Genomic DNA, 17727 nt, shown 5'->3' on the forward strand with positions numbered 1-17727 from the left:
TTCTCAGTGCGCGATTCTCAGTGCGCGATGACGGGGATGTGGACCTCGTCCTCGACACCCTCGGCGCCCTTGGCACCGCCACCGCCGCCGACCGGCCCGCCGGAGCCCGGCCGTCCGGTGTTGATCAGCGTCACCGCGATACCGGCCGCCACCACGAGGATGCCGACCGCCCACCAGATGGCGCTGGTGAAGCCGGCCACCATGCCCTGGAGCGCCAGCGTCTTCGGGTTCGCCCCGTCGGCCGCGTGGTCGGTCAGGTACGCGGTGGTGGCTCCGGCCGCGATGGTGTTCAGCAGAGCGGTGCCGATGGCCCCGCCGACCTGCTGCGAGGTGTTGACCATGGCCGAGGCCACGCCCGCGTCACGCGGCTCGATGCCGTGCGTGGACAGGGACATCGCCGGCATGAACGAGGTACCCATGCCGAGGCCGAGCAGCACCATGCCGGGCAGGATGACCGCCGCGTACGACGTGTCGAGGTCCAGCTGGGTCAGCAGCAGCATGCCGGTCGCAGCGACCAGGAAGCCGGGACCCATCAGCAGGCGCGGGGGAACGCGGGTCATGAGCCGCGCACCGATCTGCGTGGATCCGGTGATCATGCCGACCACCATCGGGAGGAAGGCGAAGCCGGTCTTGAGCGGGGAGTACCCCTTCACGACCTGGAGGTAGTACGTCAGGAAGAGGAAGAGCCCGAACATCGCGATGATCGCGAGACCGAGGGAGAGGTAGACCCCGCCCCGGTTGCGGTCGGCCAGCACGCGCAGCGGCAGCAGCGGCGAGGCGACCTTGGACTCGGTGACGACGAACGCCAGCAGCAGCACCACGGCGGCGACGAACGAGCCGACCGTCAGCGCGTCCGACCAGCCGGAGGACTCGGCGCGGGTGAAACCGTAGACGAGCGAGACCAGCCCGAGGGTGGAGAGCACGACGCCGGGGATGTCGAGCGGGGACCGGTTGCGCGAGCCGGACGGCTCACGGATCACGAAGTACGCGCCCGCGGCGGCGATCACGGCGAACGGGATGTTGACGAAGAAGGTCCAGCGCCAGTTGAGCGAGTCGGTCAGGAACCCACCGAGCAGCAGACCGACCGCGCCGCCACCGCCGGCGATGGCGCCGTAGATGCCGAACGCCTTGGCGCGCTCCTTGGCATCGGTGAACATGACGGCGAGCAGCGAGAGGGCGGCAGGCGCGAGGAGCGCGCCGAACACGCCCTGCAGGGCGCGCGAGCCGAACATCATGGCCTGGCCGGTGGCCGCGCCGCCGAGGGCGGAGGCCAGGGCGAAACCGGCCAGTCCGACCACGAAGGTGCGCTTGCGGCCCCAGAGGTCGGCGATGCGTCCGCCGAACAGGAGCAGCCCGCCGAACGCCAGCGCGTAGGCGGTGATGACCCACTGCTTGTTGCCCTCGGAGATACCGAGATCGGCCTGGGCGGACGGCAGGGCGATGTTCACGATCGTCGCGTCGAGCACGACCATCAGCTGTGCCAGCGCGATGAAGGCGAGGGCCTTCCACCGCCCCGGATCGGGCACGGGACTGTCGGTGCCGACAGTCTGGGAGAGGGTTTTCGACATGGGAACAGCCGCCTAGGGACATGCGCGGGGCCGAGATGCCCGGACCGAGATGCTCGGTCCGGGGTACTGCGACCCCGCGAAGGATCGGGTGAATCGGGTGAATCGGTTGGTCAGGTTGATCGGGTGGATCAGGCGTACGGGGGTCGGACGGGTCCGGCCCGTGGGACCGGGTCGGACCGGGGACGCGGGACTGCGTCGTCCGGCCCCGTGAGGCAGGTGGGAGCGCGGCGGCACGGGGCCGGGCGCGGCACGTCGTAGGTCGTACGGAGTCGTCGGTCGTACGGAATCGGGGTCGTTTGGCCGAGGGCGCGGCCCCGGGTGGCGGACCGGCCCTCGTCCCGGCGGCGGTGCCGGGAAGGGCGTCGATGGAAGGAACGTGCCGGATCGGTGGTCGACGATCGGCAGGCGGATCAGAGGATCGGCGGATCAGCGGAAGTGGAGTCGGCAGGCGGGTCCGCGGGCTCCGGGGAGGAACGACGCGGTCGGGTCCGACGTCCGCCCCCGGGCTGTCCGGAAGGCCGACTCCCCGAGCGCCGCACGGCGCGGGCCGCGGCGCGCGTCCCCCCGGAAGCGCGCCCGACGGCCGGTCTCCCCCGGATGTCGGTCCCCGGACGCGGCCGCGGGGCCGGTCGGGTCAGGTGGTCATGAGCAGGGAGCGGTCGTCATGAGCGCGACCGCAGGTCCTCCAAGGTGGCTGCCGATCCGGGCAGTTGCGAACGGGCCGGCGCTTCCAGACCGTCCAGGAACAACTGCAGGTGGCGGTGGGTGAACCGGTCGATGCCCGGGCACACGGTGCCCGGCAGCGGCCGGGTGAGCTGAGAGAGGGCGACGAGTACGTCACCGACGTCGATGTCGGTGCGCAGCCGCCCCGCGGACCTCGCCCGTCCGACCAGCCCCTCGACGGCCTCTTCGAGGTTCCTGAGTTCGGCGAGCAGCTCCGGGTGCGCCTGGTCGAAGGCCCCGGAGAGCATCGGGCAGAGAGCGCCGATCCGTTCGTCGGCGGCCGCGTGCACGAAGCGGCTGAGCGCGGCGAACGGGTCGGATTCCGCCGCGGCGGCCTCCTCGGCACGGTCGGTGGTGCGGGACGTGACGGCGAGGACGACCTCGTGCGTCAGCGCCGCGCGGTCGGGGAAGTTCCGGTAGAGCGTGGCGTTGCCGACCCCGGCCCGCCGCGCCACGTCGTCGAGCGGCACGTCCGGCCCGGACTCGACGAACAGCTCGCGGGCGGCCGTCACGATCCGCTCCCGGTTGCGCAGCGCGTCGGCCCGCGGACGGGGCAGGCGGCGCCGGGCTCCCGGAGCGGTCTCTTCGACGGTCTCCACGACGGTCCTTCCACGGTGCGGGCCACCCCCGACGGCGAACCGGGGACGGCATCCCCGTTTCACGGGAACACAGATGCAAACGGGGACGAGGACCCCGGTTATTTCACGCACCCCTGTGACCTGCGCCACACGCATGCGCTCCGGGAAACCATCCGATCGGCGCACCCGACGGGCGGCCCCGGACCCCCCGCACGAGGCTGATCGACAGAGCGCAGTCAGGGGTCGGCCGACTGCCGCGGACCCGAAGGCGGCCGTATGCAGAAGCCACGCCGGGAGATACGCAGAAACCGCCGCCGGGTCGCCCTCGGCGGGACGGCCGCCCTGGCCCTCGCCGTGCTGGCGTCGGCCAGCACCGCGCTCCCCGTCTTCAGCCGCGCCTCGTCCGGGCCGGTCGCCCTCCCCCACGAGCCGGGCGGGCTGGGGCCGTGCCGCATCTCCTCGGCGATGGGGGTGCAGATGTCCGAGGGGATGCCGACCTCCATCGGCTACGCCCGCTCCACCGGCGAGGTCCGGGCACTGAACCTCATGATCGACTTCCCCGACGCGAAGGGCTCCGGGAAGGCCGCGGACCGCCTCGCGGAATTCTTCCCGCAGACCTCGGACTGGTTCCGCACCAGCTCGTACGGCCGCCTCGTCTACCGCCCCGAGGCACCCCTGAAGTCCTGGCTCCGGATGCCGCTGCCCTTCGCGGACTACGGCATCGAGCGGGGCTCCCCGTACGAACCGGGCTACCGCAAGCTGGTCAAGGACATGGTCACGGCCGCCGACCCGAAGGTCGACTTCTCCGCGTACGACCTGGTCAACGTCCTGGTCACGCCCAACGCCGGACCCTCCGCCCTGGACACCGTCCTCTCGGTCACCTTCTCCGGCAACGAGGACGCCCCCTACGCGGACGGGGTGCCGCTGTCCAACACGTCCTTCGTCTACAGCCGCCAGGACGACGGCTCGGGCTCGTACGCCGAGACCGGCTACCGTGTGCTGCCCCACGAGAACGGCCACGTGTTCGGGCTCCCCGACCTCTACACCATGGAGGGCGGCGGCTCCGTCGGGCACTGGGACATCATGTCCGAGGACTGGGGGGCCAACAACGACTTCCTCGGCTGGCACAAGTGGAAGCTGGGCTGGCTCGACGACGACCAGGTGCACTGCGCCACCGAGTCCGGCACCAGCGACCACACCCTCGGCCCGCTGGCCGCGTCCGGCGGACCCAAACTGGCCGTGATCCCGCTGAGCGAGCAGTCCGGCTACGCCGTCGAGGTACGGACCGCCGCCGGCAACGACGAGGCCGTGTGCCGCCCCGGTGTCCTCATATACAAGGTCAGCTCCGACGTCGACACCGGCCAGGGCCCGGTCTCCGTCGCCGACAGCACCGGCGACAGCGGCGGCTGCACCCGCCGCCCCAACGTCCACGCCGAACTCTCCGACGCCCCCTTCCGGCCCGGCGAGACCTTCACCGACCGCGCCAACGGGATACGCGTATCGGTGGTCGACGAGGACACGGACGGCAACTACCGGATCCGGGTGACCCGTTCGTGAGCCGGTGCCGCCCCGCGCGTGGGGGCGGCACCGGTGCGGAGGGCCGCTCCCGGTCGGGCGGGCCCGCGGGCCGCGGTCACACGGGATGCCAGTCGGCGCCCCCGTCCCTCCCGTGCGGGACGACGCGTCCGAAGACGACGTCCGCGAAGTGGATGCCGAAGCCCAGGGTGCCCGGCTGCCCCAATTCGGCGATCAGGCGGCGCCGTTGGACTTCCGAGCGGGACGGGTCGCTGTCGGGCGCCGTGAACCACTCCGGGTGCCTGACCTGGAACGGGGAGTGCAGCGCGTCCCCGAACGCCAGCAGTCTCTCGCCCCGTGAGGTGATGGTGAAGCCGGTGTGGCCCGCCGTGTGACCGGGCAGGGCCAGAGCCCGCACCCCGGGGAAGACCTCTTCCCCGGGAACGACCAGCCGTATCCGGGCTTCCACGGCCGCCACCGCGACACTGGAGAGCCCTGCCACCAGGTGACGGTTCTCCCACTCGCTCTCGGGCACCGCGAAGGTGGCGCGGGTGAACCGCGGCGGCACGACGCACGCCCAGCCGATGTGGTCCGCGTGCAGATGGGTGAGGGCCACCACCTCGATCTGCTCGGGCGCCGTGCCGAGCAGGACCAGGTTGTCGAGCAGCGAGCCGCCGTGGACGGTTCCCAGATAGGGGTGGCCGGGGTCCTCCGGCGCGGAGTGGGGGCCGAATCCCGCGTCGATCAGCAGCGACCGGGAGCCGTTCTGGACGAGCAGGCCGCCGGTGTTGGCGACCAGCCGTGCGGTGTCGTTGAGGTACGGACCGTGGGCGGACGGCGTGCCGTCCGCGGTCCGCGGCCCGGGCCCGGGCGGCCTGAGCAGCATGGCACCGTCGGGCACGTAGCTGACCCTCAGGTCGCCGATCCGCACCGAGCGCACGGCGGACGGCCTGCGCAGTCTCCTGTCGTTCACGGGTCGATCTCCTGCCGAAGGGCCCCGGCACCGGGTGCGGTGCCACGACGGGCCGGGACGAGGCGCGGATTCCGGTCGGAGCCGGTACCGGAGGGGCGCGCCCGTCCGCCCGGGCGGGGGCGGAAGGACGCGCCGTGCCCCCGTCGGCCCCCCGCCGCGGCGCCGGTGGGCGCCGTACCGCGTGCGGGCCGACGGGGGAGCCCGCTAGGCAGCGGTCCGCTTGCGCAGGACGGTCGCCGCCAGCGCCGCGCCGGCCAGGGCGACGGCGCCCGCGGTGACCATGCCCGCGTGCAGTCCGCCCAGGGTCGCCGCGGCGTCCGGCGCGGAGCCACCGGCGAGCGAGGTGGTGCGTGCCGCCGCGATGGCGCTCAGGCCCGCGACTCCGATGGCTGCCACGTACTGGGGGAGCTGGGACAGGCCGCCGACGACCCCCTGGTCCTCCTCGACGACACCGGTGGTCATGACGGTGATGAAGGAGACGACGCTGAAGACGTGGCCGAGGCCCATCACCGAGGACGTGACGATGAGGACCGGAAGGTTCACCGTCTCCGGCAGCAGGAACATCGCCACCGTGCCGATGCCCTGGATCAGGAGGCCCGCGGCCAGCACCCGGGCCCCGCCGAAGCGACCGAGGAGGCGGGCGACGTACATGCCGCCGAGCATGGCGGCCGCGCCCTCGCCCAGGTAGCTCAGACCGGCCTGCAGGGGGGTGAAACCGAGGACGTTCTGCATGTAGAGGCTGAGCAGGACGGTGGTGCCCGCGCACATGCCGAAGGTGATGACGCCGAACAGACCCGACCACTTGACGGTGGGCCGGTTCAGGACGGTGAGCGGGATCAGGGGCTCCGGGTGGCGCCGCTCGACGAGCAGGAAGGCGCCCAGCAGCACGGCGCCCGCGACGACGGAGCCCAGCGAGTCCAGCCGCACCCAGCCCTTGTCGCCGCCGGTGGAGATGCCGTAGACGAGTCCGAACAGACCCAGGGTGGCCAGAACGGCACCGGGGACGTCCATCCTCTTGGCGGCGGACGACTCGCGCATCTTCGGCAGGGCGAGGGCGCCCGCCAGCGCGAGGGCGCCCATGACGCACAGGACGACCATGGTCCAGCGCCAGCTGAAGCCGCTGGTGATGACTCCGCCGCCCAGCGCGCCGAGCACGAACCCGAGCGACATGACGGCGCCGTTGAGCCCGAGGGCGCGGGCCCGCTGCGGCCCCTCCGGGAAGTAGCCCGTCATCAGGGCGATGGCCGCCGGGGCGATCATCGCCGCGGCAGTGCCCTGCCCGACACGGGTGGCGATCAGGACGCCGGGGTTGCCGGCGAGCGCGGCTCCCAGCGAGAACAGCGTGAACAGGGCGACCCCGAAGGTGAACAGCTTCTTGCGGCCCACCAGATCGGCGACGCGTGCGAACAGCGGCAGCAGGCTCGCGGAGGGCAGCAGGCTCGCGGTCGCCACCCACTGGAGGGTGCCCGGCGAGGAGAAGCCCAGGCTGCTGCCGATGTCGGGCAGGGCCACGGTGACGATGGAGAAGTCCAGGCCGCACATGAAGGTCGCGCAGCATAGCGTGATCAGAACCAGCCAGCCGCGGGTGCTGAACGCGCCGTCTCCGGCGGCGGTGGGCGGCTCCGGCAGCAGGAGATCGGGGGCGGCCCCCGCGGGGGGCGAGGATTCTGTGACGGTCATCAGGAAGATCCCTTCGAAGAACGGTCGGCCTGACGAGCATCGATCCGTGGATCGTGCGCAACAAGGACGTTCTGTGCAACGATCGATTCGCCGGGTTCATCGTTCGAGGTGGCCGGGCGACGAGGGGCGGTAACCCGACGACGGGGGAGACATGGAACGCCAGGAGATCGAGATCTTTCTGACGCTGGCGGAAGAGCTGCACTTCGGACGGACCGCCGAACGCGTGGGTGTCTCGCAGAGCCGGGTCAGCCAGACCATCGCCAAGCTGGAGCGCCGCATCGGCGCCAAACTGTTCGAGCGCAGCAGCCGGCACGTGACCACGACGGCCATCGGCGAGCAGCTCAGGGGCGGCATCGGCCCCGCCCAGCGCCGTATCGAGGAGGCGATAGCCGCGGCCATGGCTGCCGGGCGGGGCATCACCGGGACGCTGCGCATCGGCTTCTCCGGTGCGTTCACGGGACACGTGCTGCACAGCGTCGCGGCGGTGTTCGGGCGCGAGCACCCGGGCGTGGACGTGCAGATCCGACAGGTTCAGATCTCCGACCCCTACGGGCCGCTGCGCGCGGGGGACATCGACCTCCAGGTCACCGAACTCCCCGTGTCGGAGCCGGACCTGACGACAGGTCAGGTGCTCCTCTCCCAGCCCCGGGTGCTGCTGATGCCGTCCACGCATCCGTTCGCGCGGCGCCAGGCGCTGAGCGTGGAGGATCTGGCGGAGGCCACCCTGCTGACGGTGACCAGTCCCGTGCCGGCGCACTGGCTGGACCATCACTTCCCGCGGCGGACCCCGTCGGGGCGGCCCATCCCGCACGGCCAGGCGATCACGCACTGGGAGGACGCGCTCTCGCTGGTCCTGGCGGGCAAGGGGGTGACGCCGGTGGCGGCCGCGGGGGCCCGCTACTACGCGCGGCCCGGCCTGGTGTTCCGGCCGTTCACCGACGCACCCCGCATCGAATACGCCCTCCTGTGGCCCGCCGACCACGAGACGGGCCGGCTGCGCGCCTTCGTCGGAGCGGCCGTGGAGCACGTGCGTGCACTGGGCGGCCCGGAACGGGCGCTGGAGACCCTGTGGGAGTCCGAGGGCGCGGGTTGAACGTCCCGGGCGCACCCCGGACACGAGTCAGCGCACCACTCCCGCGACCGACAGATAGCGCTGGTCGGGACGGTCCTGAAGCATCACGTGGTGCAGCGACCTGGTGGGCGGCCATCCGCGGCGCAGCGACTGGTAGACGTCGAGGGCCGCCGCTCCGCGCCCCGGCGCGTACAGGGCGCGCGGCAACTGGGCGTGTGCGTTCCCGTGGTACGGATACTCCTCGACCAGCCCGACGGCCTCGCCGACCCCCTCCTGGAACCGGCCGCTCGACAGCAGCGCGTCCACCCGCACGTCGCGCGCCGCGAGGCGGGCTTCCTGCAACACCCGGGAGTGCGCGGAGAGCTGACTGCCGGGGGGACGTTGCAGAACGGAGTGCCGCGCCACATCACGAGCGCCCGCCCACCCGCCCGCCCGCCCGAGGACATCGGTGGCCGCCTGCGCGTCACGCTCCGCCATCGGGCCGCGCGCAGCCAGGACCGGACGCTCGAACCGCGAGTCGTCGTGGGGTGCCGGGCGGCGAAGCGAGTGAAGCCACGAGCGGCAGCCGCCTGACAGCCACACCCAACACCCCTGGGCGCTCCAACCCTACGAATGGCTTGATCAATCCGATCAAGACGGTGGAGCCGCCGCCTGAGAAAGTGTTGGGTAACTGGTTGATTACTCGTGGTCGAGGTCGTCGGTGAGGCGTCGGGCCGCTTCGGTTTCGATGGGGCCGTGGGGTTCGATGGTCTCGCCGGCGAGGCGGGCGGCCATGAGCCGGATCATCGCAACCTTGATCATGGCTTCGGCGTGCGCCGTCTTGCGCTCGTAGTCGCGGGCCAACCGTCTGCACCGTCCCAGCCAGGAGAATGTTCGTTCCACCACCCACCTGCGGGGCAGCACCTGGAAGCCTTTCACGTCCGCGTTGCGTGGTAGTGCGACGATTTCGACGTTCTCGTTGTCCGCCGCCCAGCGGATCAGTCCGGAATCGACGCGATTGACGTAGCCGCCGTCGACCCAGACCAGGCCGACCTGCGGAAACAGCTCCCGGATGCCGGTGAGGACCAGTTTCGCTCCGGCCCGGTCCTGGACCGAAGCGGGAGTGCACCACGGCGCGCAGTACGAGCCCGCAGGTGTCCACCAGCAGATGGCGCTTCCGCCCGCGCACCCGTTTTCCCGCGTCGTAACCGATGCTCTCGCCACCCTGATGGGACTTCGCCGACTGCGAGTCCAGCACCGCGGCCGACGGCTCCGGATCACGACCGTCGGCCACCCGGATGCGGTCCCTCAACGCGTCATGGACCCGGTCCCAGGTCCCGTCTGCCGCCCATGACCTGAACCACCGGTAGGCGACGTCCCAGGGCGCAAGATCATGCGGAACCAGCCGCCAGGCACACCCAGTGCCCAGCACATACAGCACCGTGTCCAGGACCAGCCGGCGCGAGAACTTCAGCGGACGGCCACCGCGCCGCAGGTCACGCACGGGCAGAAGCGGCTCGATCACCGCCCACTGAGCGTCCGTCAACGACGTCTCGTAGCAAGGCTTACAGGAGCAGACGCACATGTAGATGATCTTCGCTGGCGCCCGACCCGCGAAGATCACCACCCGTCGGCAACAGAACGCAAGCGATCAGTTACCCAACACTTTCTGAGGCCCCGTGGCGGCGGGGCTGGTGCGGAAGACGCACGGGTGCCCCGGATCCGGAGCACGGCCCCGGACGCGCCTCCGCGGCCGAGCCGTCCGGAACCACATCTCCGTATGGCGAGTGAGCCCACCCGCTACACTGTCGGCGGTGGCCCGGCCTCACGGACGGACCACGACCTGGCGACAGACAGACCACAAGCGTCGCAGCCCTCTGCGGCGGCTTCGGACCTGGTTGTCGGCAGAACCCCGCCTTCGTAGGATGTGTCGAAAACTCTCGAAACGCAGGTCACCGGCTTGGCTCTCTGGGAGTGAAAACGACCTCCCCCGGAATTCAAAACGCCGCCAGCGTGCACACCCCTCCCACCGGCCGCCGTGGCTGGGGATGGTCAGCGACAACTGGACCAGGCACGGCATCCCTCACACCGTCTCTGCCGCGCTCTTGGCGTGAGCGAGCCATGGTTCCACAAATAACGCAACCGCAGGCTCACCGAGCGTGAACTGCGCAGACAGCGGCTGGCCAACGAGATCAAGGAAATCTTCATTCTGCTGGTCCGCAAGGGCTGGCGGGTCTCGATGAACAACGTCGCGAAGCTGATGCTGATGGCCAAACTCGGCCTCGTCGGCCGAGACGCCGAAGCGGGTTGGCCAGGCCGGGGAAACTGCCGGCTGCACCGGACTTCGCCCAGCGGGCCTTCACCGCCGAGGAACCCGATCTCGCCTGGGCGGGCGACATGACGGAGATCGCCACGGAGGAGCGCAAACTCTACCTCGCCACGGTGATCGACCCGTTCTCCCGGGCGCCTGCTCGGCTACGCGATGAGTGCCCACCACGACACGGACCTGGTCGTGGCCGCGCTGAACAGTGCAGCGGCCACCCGCAGCGGTGACGTCCGTGGCGTGATCTTCCATTCCGATCGCGGCAGCGAGGGTGGATTCAACGGGTCGTCGCAACACCTGATCGTGGAGGCGTTGCATGGCAAGACCAGTGGGATAGGTGACGACGTTGACGAGGCATCAGGCGATGTGTTCGCCGGGGCGGCCTCCGGTCCGTCGGGATGTGGAGCGGGCGTTTTGGGTGAAGATCGCCGAGGTCTGACCAGCGATGACGCGGCGATCGCGTGTGGCGTGTCGGGGCCGGTCGGTTCACGGTGGTTCCGCGGGCGTGGCCGCATGCCGTCGATCCAACTCAGCCCGCCTCGGGCAGGCACCACTGTCGTTCGCAGAGCATGAGGAGATCGCGCTACTCATCACCCAGGGCGAGGGGGTGCGCGAGATCGCGCGTCGGCCGGGCAGGTCACCCTCGACCGTCTCGCGGGAGTTGCGGCGCAACGCAGGCGCACGCGGCGGCCAGCTCAACTACCTGGCCCGGAGCGCACAATTGACACAGGTCAATGCGGAAGTACGGCCGACTCCATGCCGAATTTCTGCGAGGCCCGCGAGCAGCACCACCGCCCCAGAGGCGATCCGACCTGCATTCTCCACGACGGCATGGAGCAGAGCCGCGTGGCCCACAGAGCTACACCACTCAGCGGGACGCAACCAGGAGCCATACTCAGCCGTTGTCAGTGGCATGCGGTAGACGTTGTGCCGTTAACGTGTTGGGGAGATGACGCGAACGACCGCCAGTTACCGTCCCGTCGGCGCCCCCAAGTCATGGAGGGCGGTGCGCCTGCGCCGTTCAAGAGTCCACCGGAGGACGCAATACGTGGGTCGCGAAGCCGGGCAGCGTCGTCCATTGAGGCGGAAAACTTGAGACTTTAGGGGGACGTGACCTCTCGACACAGGGCAGGCACAGTCGACGCAGTGACGTTGGCTACGCCCGAGCCTTCCCGTCCGACCGAATGCATGGAGTGTCGCCCCTTGTGGCGTCCAACCTGCAGGAACAGCGACGAGGGGAGACCTCCGCCCTCTATCGTCCGTTGCGCGCTACACCTTTAAGGATGCAATCGCGTCTCCACGCCGAAGTAGATGCACCCTCAAGGGTTCAACAACCCGTAGATCATGTGGTCAAATAGTGAAGGATATGTGGCCATGGCGCCTTGGGGAGGGGCAGGCCGCACAGCAGGTGGGGGCAAGATCATGAAGTACGGTCACGCGAGCGACATCACGCGCGGTGCTTTTGTTCGGGTACCGGGCGGTCCAGGGATCGGCAAGATTGGGGAGGTAGACGGGGAACGCGTCCGCGTCGACTACTTCGAGTCGCCGGTTACGGTCATCGCACAGTCGCAGTGGGTTGCGAATCAACTGATCCATCGGGTGCTCCTGGAGCGCGAGGAGCGCATCTGGTGGAGGAGCCCGAACGGGTCGTGGAACGCGGGACGGATAGTTCACGCCAGCGAGCGTGAGTACATCGTGCGGTTTCCTAACGCGGACTACGATCTCCCGGTTACCGTGGGCGATCTTTATGTCCGCTGGGATCGTCCGGTGCAGGACCCCGTGGCCAATCTTGCAGTGCGCGGAGGCAGTACAGCCCCCTTCCGGGAGGGCCGACTGCCGATGTTGCGCAGCCTGGTGCAGCAGCGTGGCGCGTGCGCGGGTATGGGCGCTTTTTTGTCCTCTTCGGTGGAGATTTATCCGCATCAGGTCGAGACCGCTTTGACGGTGTTGTCTGACCCCGTACAGCGTTATCTGCTGGCCGACGAGGTAGGCCTGGGCAAGACGATCGAGGCGGGATACGTGATCCGGCAGATCCTGTTGGATGATCCGGCTGCGCGGGTGTTGATCGTTTCTCCCGCGGCGCTGCGCCGGCAGTGGCTGCGGGAACTTCAGGAGAAGTTCCACATCGGGGACTTCTCGCTGGAGCGACTGGTCGTCACCTCGCATGAGACACCGTATAAATGGCAAGCTTACGAGGGATTTGCGCTCGTTGTCGTGGATGAGGCGCACGCTCTGGTGCAGTCGGGCCCGCAACAGTCGCCGTATCGGGAACTTTGTGCCCTTGCGCACTCCGCGGAGCGGTTGCTGCTGCTGTCTGCGACGCCCGTCACCTCGCACTACCTGACCAACCTGGGCCTGCTGCACTTGCTGGATCCCGAACTGTACCGGTGGGATCGGCAGAAAGAGTTCGAGCAGCGTTATGTGATGCGCTCGGCCCTAGCTGACAGTGTCCAGTCGCTCGATCCGGAATTGAACTACGTGATCCGCGACAGCCTCGAGGACATCGCCAAGCTGCTCCCAGACAGCGACACTCGTTTTCACCAACTTGCGCAGGATGTCCTGGCGTTGCTGGACGGCGAAGACGAGTTGGTTGATGACGCGCTGCGGGGCGAGTTCAGCTACCGGGTCGCGCAGGTGCGCGCGCATCTCAGCGAGACATACCGCATTCACCGGCGGGTGATCCGGCATCGCCGCGAGGCGGTACTGCGGGAGAGCACCGACCCGGACGCAGTGGGATTGGCGTATGCGGTGCGAGGCCGGAAGCCGCCCACGCTCATCCACGCTCCCCCAGGCACCGGCGAAGCAGGGGAAGAGTTGGTCCTGCGCTGGTGGAGTCAGGTGCGCGACCATCTGGACAACGAGGAATCCACCGACCACCACAGCGCTGCATATGGCATGGTCCTGGCGGTCCTTGCGGCACGGGCGACGGTGTGGCCGGGGGACGTCGTAGACGTACTACGGTGGCGCGTGCACACCGATCAGGCCGCTGCGCAGCGAGCCGGCTTGAGTACGCGGGAAGTGGCTCTGCTGGCCGTGGTCCCGGTGCTGGCTGAGGAGCGCAGCCTGCTGAGCAGCGTGGAAGAACAAGGCCACTCCCCTGCCCAACAGGACCTACAGGCGATCGTCGATGCCCTGCTGCCGCACCTGCGTCGGCTGAAAAGGTCGGTCATCTTCTGCGGACCGGGGTCGTTGGCCGGTCACCTGGCCGAACATCTACGCAACTCCTTTCACCGTCTGACGGTGGCCGAACACACGCACCGCCAAGGGCCAGGACCTTCCGCGGATGCGCTTACCGCGTGGTCGAAAGCCACGGGACAGGCACTGCTCCTTGCAGACGACTCCGCCGAGGACGGTCTGAACCTGCAGGTAGCCGATGGCGTCTTCCATCTGCGGCTGCCTTGGTCCGCCAACCAGCTGGAACAGCGAATGGGACGGGTCGACCGCTACCCCGGTGCACAAGGGGCAGGAGCGGACGTGCCCGCCGCGCAGTTCCGTCTGGCAGACGAGAGCGGCAGCGACGGCTCTTTCACCGAGGCGTGGGCGACGTTGTTGACCGAGGGCTACCAGATCTTTGATGTCTCCACCTCGACTTTGCAGGATGCCATTGCCCAGTCCCTTGAAAGGGTGTGGGCGCATGCCTTTGTCTCCGGCCCGGAAGGGCTGCTGGCGCAGCGGGAAAGGGTGCGGGGACGACTACGTGAGGAGCAGCAAGAGATCGCCAAGATGGACCTTCTGGAGTCCATCTATGCAGCGAGCCAGGGGCTGCGCAGCGTGCCGGCATCCTTGATCGAAGCGGAAACGGACTGGGGTCAGATCCAGTCGGCGCTGTTGGGCTACACCGCTGCGGACGGCGGAGGGATCAAGCTGCCGCACGTGACGCGCTCGGTGGACGGCGCAGCGGCGGTGCAGTTCAGCGTGCGGACGGCGCACCCCATGCTGGCGCCTCGGCACTGGCAGCAGGTACAGCAGCGGATCAGTGATGACGCGTTGGCACTCGGCTTGTTCAACCGTTCACCGGCACTGCGGCTTCCTGGCACACGGCTGTTCCGGCTGGGCAACCCGCTGGTAGACCTGCTCAGTGAAGCGGTCCTCAACGACGACCTGGGCCAAAGCGCCGTCTTTCGCCGGATCGACCGAGCGATGCCTTGTGGTGAGGAGCCCCAGCCGTACTACGGCTTCGACTTTCTCGTTGAAGCCGATGTCACGGGCGCCCTATCGTGTGTGGAAGACAGCCCGGATGCCGCGCGTGCCCTGCACCGGCAGGCGGACCGCATCCTAGCTCCCTTCGTGCGTCGGGTATGGGTGGAAGGGGGAACCAACCGGGCGGTAACCCATCCAGCGCAGCGCGACTGGCTGGATCGGCCCTACGACAAGAACAAGGGCGACCGCAACTACAACAGCACACGCGCCGATGAGTACTTCGCTCTGTTTGGCGGCCAGGAGGCTGCCGCCTCCATGGCCCGCGAGGCTGCCGAGACTGCGCTGGCGTTCCTGCGCCAGCACACAGATCTGGCGGCCACCTGCGAAGAAGCCCAACAGCAGGCCCTGGAGGTAGCAGCGGTCCTCAATGCTCAGTGCGGGGCGCGGCGCGCCGCCGGACACCTGGTGGGAGACACCGAAGGTCTGGTGACCGATGCGGCCATTTTGCAGACCTTGGCCACTGGTTTGTCCCGTCCTGTGATCCGCATCGTCGCTGCGGCGTGTGTCGTGCGGCGTGGTTTGGAGTATGTACAGAAATGAGCAAAGACGAATGGGGGCAGGCCCGGTACCTGTTTGCCGCGTGGCCGACCATCACCTTGGGTCTTACGCAGGAAGGGACAGTGCGCCGGTTGGGCGACGCGCTGGCCGGCCTGCACAGCGGCGACAGCGGATGGCGCGACGTCATCACACTGACGCATCAGATTCTGTTGCGGGCACAAGCACTGGGCAACACCGACCGATTGCCAGTCCCGCTGCGGGCCGGGTTGCCGACGCTCGAGCAGTGGCGGGAGGGCGGCTGTGATGCGCTCTTCGACGACGAAAGAGTCTTGCTGCGGGGCGTGACGTGGGCACCGGCCGAAGAATCCGCCACGGCACAGGAAGCAGGGCTTGACCAGGTCCGGCATGCCGTCTTGGGAACCGACTCCCCGATGCGGCGCGCGTTGGACCACACGCCGGCCGACCCCTTCTGGACCCACGTGTGGGACTACCACCATTATTTGTCACGGGGCCAGCAGCAGGCTGCTCGTTCACTCGCCATGATGCCACCGGGGGAAACCGCGATCGTGTGCCTGCCCACCGGGCACGGCAAGACACCGGTGGCTCTGGCAGCGTGCATGCTGGCCGGCGCCCATGGCGGCGTGTCGGTGCTTGTGGTCCCCACGGTGGTGCTGGCCATCGACATGGAACGCAGAATCCGTAGCCTGCTGGGCCGCAACGATCCCCGGGCTGCCCAGCGCCGGTATGCCTATGTCGGCTCGCTCGATGCTGCCGCCAAGCAAGAAATGCGCGACAGCATCGTCTCCGGACGCCAACCCCTCGTGGTGGCCTCCCCCGAGGCCGTGACCATGGGGCTGCAGGCAGCCTTGCTGGAGGCCGCCAAAGCAGGCCATCTCAACTACCTCGTTTTGGACGAGGCCCATCTGGTCGAGCAGTGGGGCAACGACTTCCGCACAGCGTTCCAATCCCTGGCCGCGCAGCGCCGCTCCTGGATGACGGCGGCACTGCCGGGGCGGGCGCCGCGCACCGTTGCCATGAGCGCCACCCTCACGCAGCAGCAGGTGCGAACCCTGGAGAACCTCTTCGCCCGCCCTCGGCGGGCAAAAATGGTGTGGGCCTCGGAATTGCGACAGGAGCCGGCCTACTTCTTGGATTCGTTCCCCTCCGAGGAGGAGCGCACTGAGGCCGTGCTGGAGGCTGTCACCCGCCTACCCAAACCCATGGCGCTGTATGTGGCGCGGCGCGACGACGCCAAACTGTGGCTGCAGCGACTACGCGACGCCGGGTTGCACCGGGTGGCCACGGTGCATGGTGCTTCGACCGAAGACGAGCGGCGGGCTGCTTTGTCCGGGTGGGCGGGACGCCACGATGACACGCCGGTCTCGACACGGTTCGACGTCATCGTGGGTACCTCCGCCTTCGGACTCGGAGTCGATCTGGGTGATGTGCGCACGGTAATCCACACGTGCCTGCCGGAAACGGTGGATCGCTACTACCAAGAAGTCGGGCGCGGCGGCCGTGACGGCAGCCCCTCTTTGGCCTATCTCGCCACATGCCCCTCAGACCGCCAGATCGCGCACAGCCTCAACCGCCAAAAGCTCATCTCCGCCCCCACCGCCTGGGAGCGCTGGTATGAAGGCATGTTCCTGAAGCGCCCTCCCACAGAGGGCACCTTGTATCGGCTGAACCTGACGGACCGGCCGGCACGCCTTGCCGAGGGATACAAGCGCCATCGCAGCTGGAACGAACAGATCCTCAACTTCATGGTTCGTGCCGGGCTGATCGAGATCTCCCCGCCCCAGGCCCCACAACGCGCACACGGCGAGGACGACCGTGCATGGGAGCAACGGCTGACGTCGTTCTACGAGCAGGCTCCCGACCTGGTCGATGTCGACCTCAGGGACGGACAGACAAATAATCCCGAGTACTTCGCTGCCGCCATCGACCGTGTGCGCGTAGACATCAAGGCGGCCCAGGACCGTGCCCTGATGCGGATGGAGCAACTGCTACTGCGTGAGCGTTGCCTGGCCGATGACCTGGCGCCGTACTACACCGTCAACGGTTACTACACGATGCCGGCATGCCGCGGATGTCCTGCCTGCCGTCGGCACGGCCTGCCGCCCGCCGGCCCCGGAACGCTGTATCGCACTCCTTTGTCCCCGGACCCGGACATTGCCGAATGGCCACGCGACACCGCGCCGCTCACCCCTTTTCACCCCCACAGCCCCAGTCTGTGCCTGTACTGGCGCAGCAGCGAAGAACGCCGCACGGAGTTGATGCCCCTATTGATACGCCTGGCACGGGCCGGGGTGTCCTATTTCGGCGGCCCTGGTCTGGACGCCACCCAGGCGTTCCAGATTCAGGAAGAGGCCGGCTCGACTGCTGTGGTATTCGACTACGACGACAGTCTTGTCCACGAGGTTCATGGACTGATGGTGTGGGTGGAGAAGGAAGACGCATCCGTCGTGGATGCCGACGTATGGTCGCGCATGTCGGACGACGAACCTGTGTATCTGCTGCATCCGGAGAAGGCGGAAGATCCTGACAGACTCGGCCGCCTCCTCCTCGACACCCATGCGGCCACGCTTCCCCTTCCGCATGCGAGAAAAGGTCTCTGA

11 protein-coding genes and 1 pseudogene are annotated in these 17727 nt (G+C 68.8%); 6 read left to right on the plus strand and 6 right to left on the minus strand.

What is annotated here, in order from left to right:
- Positions 1-17: 17 nt before the first annotated feature.
- Both Q0994_RS22460 and Q0994_RS22465 read right to left on the minus strand, forming a co-directional pair.
- On the minus strand, positions 18-1568 hold the full coding sequence (locus tag Q0994_RS22460; RefSeq protein WP_299537789.1) for an MFS transporter: 1551 nt from the start codon (positions 1566-1568) through the stop codon (positions 18-20).
- A gap of 662 nt (positions 1569-2230) precedes the next feature.
- Entirely contained in the window at positions 2231-2890 is a 660-nt protein-coding gene (locus tag Q0994_RS22465) for a TetR/AcrR family transcriptional regulator (RefSeq protein WP_299537790.1), read from the minus strand.
- Between the two features lie 255 nt (positions 2891-3145).
- Between Q0994_RS22465 and Q0994_RS22470 the strand changes: the two genes are divergently transcribed.
- Positions 3146-4426: a M6 family metalloprotease domain-containing protein gene (locus Q0994_RS22470; protein ID WP_299537791.1), complete on the plus strand. Its 1281-nt coding sequence runs from the start codon at positions 3146-3148 to the stop codon at positions 4424-4426.
- A 76-nt stretch (positions 4427-4502) separates the two neighbouring features.
- Here Q0994_RS22470 and Q0994_RS22475 read toward each other — a convergent pair whose 3' ends face one another.
- Both Q0994_RS22475 and Q0994_RS22480 read right to left on the minus strand, forming a co-directional pair.
- On the minus strand, positions 4503-5357 hold the full coding sequence (locus Q0994_RS22475; protein ID WP_299537792.1) for an MBL fold metallo-hydrolase: 855 nt from the start codon (positions 5355-5357) through the stop codon (positions 4503-4505).
- A gap of 204 nt (positions 5358-5561) precedes the next feature.
- Complete coding sequence (locus tag Q0994_RS22480) at positions 5562-7037, minus strand: MFS transporter (RefSeq protein ID WP_299537794.1); 1476 nt, start codon at positions 7035-7037, stop codon at positions 5562-5564.
- Positions 7038-7188: 151 nt separating this feature from the next.
- On the opposite strand from Q0994_RS22480, the gene Q0994_RS22485 reads away from it, so the two are divergent.
- Positions 7189-8130 (plus strand): LysR family transcriptional regulator, encoded by a 942-nt coding sequence (locus Q0994_RS22485; protein ID WP_299537796.1) that lies wholly within the window; start codon positions 7189-7191, stop codon positions 8128-8130.
- Between the two features lie 27 nt (positions 8131-8157).
- Here the strand turns inward: Q0994_RS22485 and Q0994_RS22490 are convergent, their stop codons facing one another.
- Both Q0994_RS22490 and Q0994_RS22495 read right to left on the minus strand, forming a co-directional pair.
- Positions 8158-8691 carry a BTAD domain-containing putative transcriptional regulator gene (locus Q0994_RS22490; RefSeq protein ID WP_299537798.1) on the minus strand — a complete coding sequence of 178 codons (534 nt, stop codon included), beginning with the start codon at positions 8689-8691 and terminating at the stop codon, positions 8158-8160.
- A 96-nt stretch (positions 8692-8787) separates the two neighbouring features.
- Positions 8788-9673, minus strand: a protein-coding gene (locus Q0994_RS22495; protein WP_299537981.1) for an IS5 family transposase whose coding sequence is annotated in 2 segments (ribosomal slippage) — positions 8788-9207 and positions 9209-9673 — 885 coding nt in all. Because the reading frame shifts where the segments join, the coding sequence is not laid out codon by codon here.
- Between the two features lie 927 nt (positions 9674-10600).
- Here Q0994_RS22495 and Q0994_RS22500 point away from each other — a divergent pair.
- From Q0994_RS22500 to dpdF, 4 genes and pseudogenes are all read left to right on the plus strand, one after another.
- The gene (locus Q0994_RS22500; protein WP_299537989.1) at positions 10601-10984 is read left to right on the plus strand and encodes a hypothetical protein; all 384 of its coding nucleotides are present in this window, start codon (positions 10601-10603) and stop codon (positions 10982-10984) included.
- Positions 10965-11102, plus strand: a pseudogene (locus Q0994_RS22505) (helix-turn-helix domain-containing protein); the annotation flags it as partial. The gene Q0994_RS22500 and the pseudogene Q0994_RS22505, both read left to right, overlap by 20 nt.
- A gap of 731 nt (positions 11103-11833) precedes the next feature.
- Positions 11834-15151, plus strand: coding sequence for a protein DpdE (gene dpdE, locus Q0994_RS22510; RefSeq protein WP_299537800.1), 3318 nt, complete (start codon positions 11834-11836; stop codon positions 15149-15151).
- On the plus strand, positions 15148-17727 hold the full coding sequence (gene dpdF, locus Q0994_RS22515) for a protein DpdF (protein WP_299537801.1): 2580 nt from the start codon (positions 15148-15150) through the stop codon (positions 17725-17727). Before dpdE ends, dpdF begins: the two co-directional genes overlap by 4 nt.

The organism is uncultured Streptomyces sp. (genome assembly GCF_947488945.1).
Lineage (GTDB): Bacteria > Actinomycetota > Actinomycetes > Streptomycetales > Streptomycetaceae > Streptomyces.